The sequence below is a fragment of the Ventrimonas sp. genome, assembly GCF_048380235.1.
Taxonomy (GTDB): domain Bacteria; phylum Bacillota; class Clostridia; order Lachnospirales; family Lachnospiraceae; genus Brotaphodocola.
Genome location: NZ_DBFCCJ010000089.1, coordinates 1 through 4,160, shown reverse-complemented (window position 1 = coordinate 4,160; position 4,160 = coordinate 1). Strand labels below are relative to the sequence as shown.

Sequence of the window (4,160 nt, the reverse complement as noted above, 5' to 3'; positions counted from 1 at the left end):
TCTTTTTTTTTAAAACCTTTTTAGGTCTTGTAACACCATGATTTTAAAGATGTTCTGGCAAGATAAGTGGAGCTTTTGGGGGTGAAAGGTGGAGCTTTTGGGGGTGTAATCCACAGAAAAAGGGGGTTGCAAAAAAAAAACTTCCACCCATATGATAAGTGGCGTACAGTAAAAAAACGCCACCAATAGCAACGAGCAAGCGAAATGTCAGATCTGATAGCTTACAAATCAAACGCCCTTATCGAGGCAAGCTACAAGCTCACTTTGCAGGAACAGCGCTTCCTGCTGGTCTGTATCAGCCGCCTAAAATCCGGAGAAGATTCCCCTTCGCCGGATGAACAAAAAACCATGACCATCACGGCTGCAGAGTTTCATGATGCCTTTCCTGACATGGGACGGCAGCACGCTGAAGCTAGGCTCAAGGAAGCGATAGATCGCCTCTGGGACAGGTCAGTAATCATCAAGAACGAGGAAAAACGAGAAGAGTTCCGCTGGGTGCAGTACCGGGCGCAGTATTTCAAAGGTGAGGCGAAAGTAGATATCACCTTCTCCGATGCCATCATGCCGTATCTGACACAGCTCAAGGGGCAGTTTACGCGGGTAGTCGTGAAGAACGTCTCCAGCCTTTCCAGCACCTACAGCATCCGCATTTACGAGCTGCTCCAGCAGTTCCGCAGCACCGGTGACAGAACGATAGCTATCGATGATTTCCGAACCATGCTTGCCGTTGAAGATAAATATCAACAATTCAAAGACTTGAATAAGATGATAATCAAGCCAGCCATCGCCGAACTGAACGAAAAAAGCGATCTGGTTGTAACTGTTGAGACGATCAAAAAGGGGCGCACGGTTGTAGCCCTGCATTTTCGCTTCAAGGAAGACAAACAGATCAAGATGACGATCTAAAATCGATTTTAAGGCACCTAAAACGCTCCCTGCTGCGTTTTTTTTGTGTTAGTAGTGCGAAGGTACTATTGAAGTGAAAAATTGCGTCAAAAACGCTCTGATGCAGCGAAAAAAGACCCCCCAATTTTTGGGGGCGGAAAAACAAAACTATGCTTGCGTTATGTGAGTGTGCTTCTTGCATTCATCCCTGTCGATGAACATCGACGAACATAACACGATGTTAAACAAAACAAAATATTGTTCACATTCACTGTGACCAACCGCGATCATGTCTCCTCTCGGTGGTGTGTGTTCGTGCATCTTCCTCGCGCTGCCATTCCTCCCAGGTACGATTAAAACCCAGCGAGCGGAACAGATGATCCGGCTGTTTTTCTGGTGTGTTGACGGCAGCAAAAAGCGGTGCCTCACGGGTTTTCAGATGAAACTGCATCAGTTCTGGTGCAGGTGATATGTGGCTGTCTGCATCGTGATTTACGGCAACACCATACCCTGCATACCGTAACCCCTTATCGGTCAGCGCACTGATGACCAGATGCCTGTTATCGGCTGAGGGAACGGCAAACGCGGGATACAGCGTACCATTAAGCCGGATAACACCGCCCAGAGAGTCATCCACGCCCATGACCAGCAAAAGCTGAAGCTGGCGGGTTTCCCGGTCGACAGAACTCATGACCGGCATCAGCGTCGGTGGCAGACGTCCCTGCATAAAATCCACCTTCCTTGCCGCTGGTGATGGCATGGCTGGCTGGCGGTCTTCTCCAAGACAGAAAGACTCCGGCCATGTCTTCGGCTGGCGGAGATTGCGGGTATGTTGCGGCCATGTCTGGCAAACCTGCGTCAGCAGTTGCTCAAAGGTTGCAGAGGAATAAACACGTTGCAGTGGCGGACGTTGGCCGATTTCGCTTCGGTCACAGATATAACCACTCCTGTCACGCATTAAATCAACACTCTCAAAGATTCTGGTGCGGTATTTCTCCAGCTCGTTCCCCCAGAGCGTATATTCTCCGTTCCGGTTGTGAAGCAGAAGGTAACAGGTCATTTCCCCGTTACCAGGCATGGGAGCCTCGCCATACCCCGTAACGACTGCTCTCAGCACCCCTGAATCCATAACGGCATTGTCATTTTTCCTGAGCTGCTCCGCGCGACTACGTTCAGTATCTTCCTGTTCCTTCCGGCGCAATTCCTCTTCACGTTTAAGCAACTGGGCTCTGAGAGCTGCAAGGCCGGATTCCCCCCACTGCTGCCACTGTTTTTCAAATGCCATCTGACTCGCGGGAATGTCCTGTTTCTCCACCTTCCGGTAATGCTGTCGTAATTTTTCCATTTGCTGGCTCAGAGACTGGATTTTTCCCTGCTCACTACGGTATTCCGGTGCCGCCCATTGCATCAGGGGAATACGGGAAAAACCGGACGAAAACGGCGATGATTTTTTCAGGCTGGCAGCATGGCTCATCGCTTCCTTTCGTTCGGTGTTCAGCTCTTCCCAGCGTCTGCGCGTCGCCTGCATATCTGCCATCATCGACATGGCATTACTGGTGAGTTTCCATGCCGAGTTACTGTCCTTCGGCAACGCTTCGATAATGTCACGTAGTGTGTACGAAGTTGCGTTGTCAGGAAGCCCGATATTCAGAAGGTCAGCCACACGGCGGGCAGGCTCTGTCAGCCCTCCGTTCCTGAGTTCGGTGCGGGAAATCTGTATTTCCAGGTTAAGCCTGTTAATCAGACGATTCTGTTCGCCGCGTTCTGTTTCGATACCGCGTGTTTCCATCGCACAGGCAGACTTTCCGAGGTGAATACCAGGCGTTTTCTCAAGCCCCTGTCGCTCGTATGAACGATGGTCTATCTCTTCCTGATAACCGGCGTTCGCCAGTGCCCTGTTTGCATGGTCAGCCCATGATGCCCGCCACGTCTCGGCATGTGTCCGGTCGTTCCAGTCCCTGACCTTTCCGCTGAACCCAGCAGGTCCGATAGCCCTCGTGGTCAGCATGATGTGCGCATGGGGATTTGTTTTATCCATGTGATGGAACGCCACATCAGCAATCATGCCCTGACTGACAAAGTTTTCTCTGACAAAGGCGAGAACGGTTTCCCGTGCGGCATCCTGCGGCAGTTCGTGGGGGATGGCGAGTTCAATTTCCCGCGCAAGTTGTGAGTTCTTCCGGCGTTCGGCCTTCTCAACGGCATTCCAGAGTTCGGCACGGTTCGTACACCAGGCAGGGGCGGTGGCGGGGGTCAGAATCACAGCCTCAGCCACACCGCTTTTGCGGGTGTAGTCGTGAGTCAGTCCGGTACGCTCATCAAGCATCAGTGAACCGGAACGATAGGCAGCGGAAGCTACGGCGCTGTAGCCGCTGCTTCTGGAGATAATTTTCATGCTGAGATGATAAATCGCCATTTCTGCCGTAATGCCTTTTTGTAGTTTTCTTTCAGCCCCGCAGGGCGCACACAATCGAAACGGAGTGGAGATTGTATAAGTGCGCACTTCGTGATTTGCCGTGCATTATGCCAGCTCAGTTTTTAAACTACCAGTGACGCGCTAAAATGCGATTTTTCATCGCGCACGGAGTTACATCATGAGCAGAACGCTCGAACAGAAGATTGCTGATGCTGAGGCGAGATTACAGCGCCTGAAGGCGAAGAGCCGGAGCCTGGACACAGCGCAGAAGGTTGTTGTGGGTGCTGCATTGCTGGCAAAGGTCAGAAAGCCGGAGGAGGTGCAGTTGCGTGCCTGGTTACTCCAGTTCCTGAAGGCAGAGGTGACACGACAGGCTGATGTGACGCGCATACTGCCGCTGATTAACGAGCTGGAGGCGCTGCCAGAACAGTGATTGTATCGTCCGCTCGCCGCAGCCCCAGCGACCGAGCGTTAGCGAGCGAGTGGGCGAGGAAGCGGAAGTGAATCAGTCGCCAGGTTGAGCACATACGCACGGTTTTTCGGCAGGTGATATGCGCTGAACCCGCATGAATACTGGGTTTCCACAGGGTTGGAGGGGGTGTATTCGAAACTTGCAATTCTGCTTTATTGCAACGCATTGTTTTTATTGGTTTTTTGTTTTCAGCACCCCAAGTTATCCACAGGCTCGCCGTTAAGTTTTTAAGATCTTATTTTTAGATCTTTTTTTTTAAAACCTTTTTAGGTCTTGTAACACCATGATTTTAAAGATGTTCTGGCAAGATAAGTGGAGCTTTTGGGGGTGAAAGGTGGAGCTTTTGGGGGTGTAATCCACAGAAAAAGGGGGTTGCAAAAAAAAAAC

At 51.0% G+C, this 4,160-nt stretch carries 3 protein-coding genes; 2 read left to right on the top strand and 1 reads right to left on the bottom strand.

Translation table 11 applies throughout. The features are described from left to right. Positions 1-204 precede the first annotated feature (204 nt). A complete protein-coding gene (locus ACMP1L_RS14010) occupies positions 205-906 on the top strand; it encodes a replication initiation protein (protein WP_001281395.1) in 702 nt (233 codons plus the stop codon). 247 nt (positions 907-1,153) lie between these two features. Here ACMP1L_RS14010 and mobQ read toward each other — a convergent pair whose 3' ends face one another. After that, positions 1,154-3,301 (bottom strand): MobQ family relaxase, encoded by a 2,148-nt coding sequence (mobQ, locus tag ACMP1L_RS14005; RefSeq protein WP_001029354.1) that lies wholly within the window; start codon positions 3,299-3,301, stop codon positions 1,154-1,156. Between the two features lie 178 nt (positions 3,302-3,479). Between mobQ and mobC the strand changes: the two genes are divergently transcribed. Beyond that, positions 3,480-3,734 carry a relaxase accessory protein MobC gene (mobC, locus tag ACMP1L_RS14000; RefSeq protein WP_000091746.1) on the top strand — a complete coding sequence of 85 codons (255 nt, stop codon included), beginning with the start codon at positions 3,480-3,482 and terminating at the stop codon, positions 3,732-3,734. Positions 3,735-4,160 lie beyond the last annotated feature (426 nt).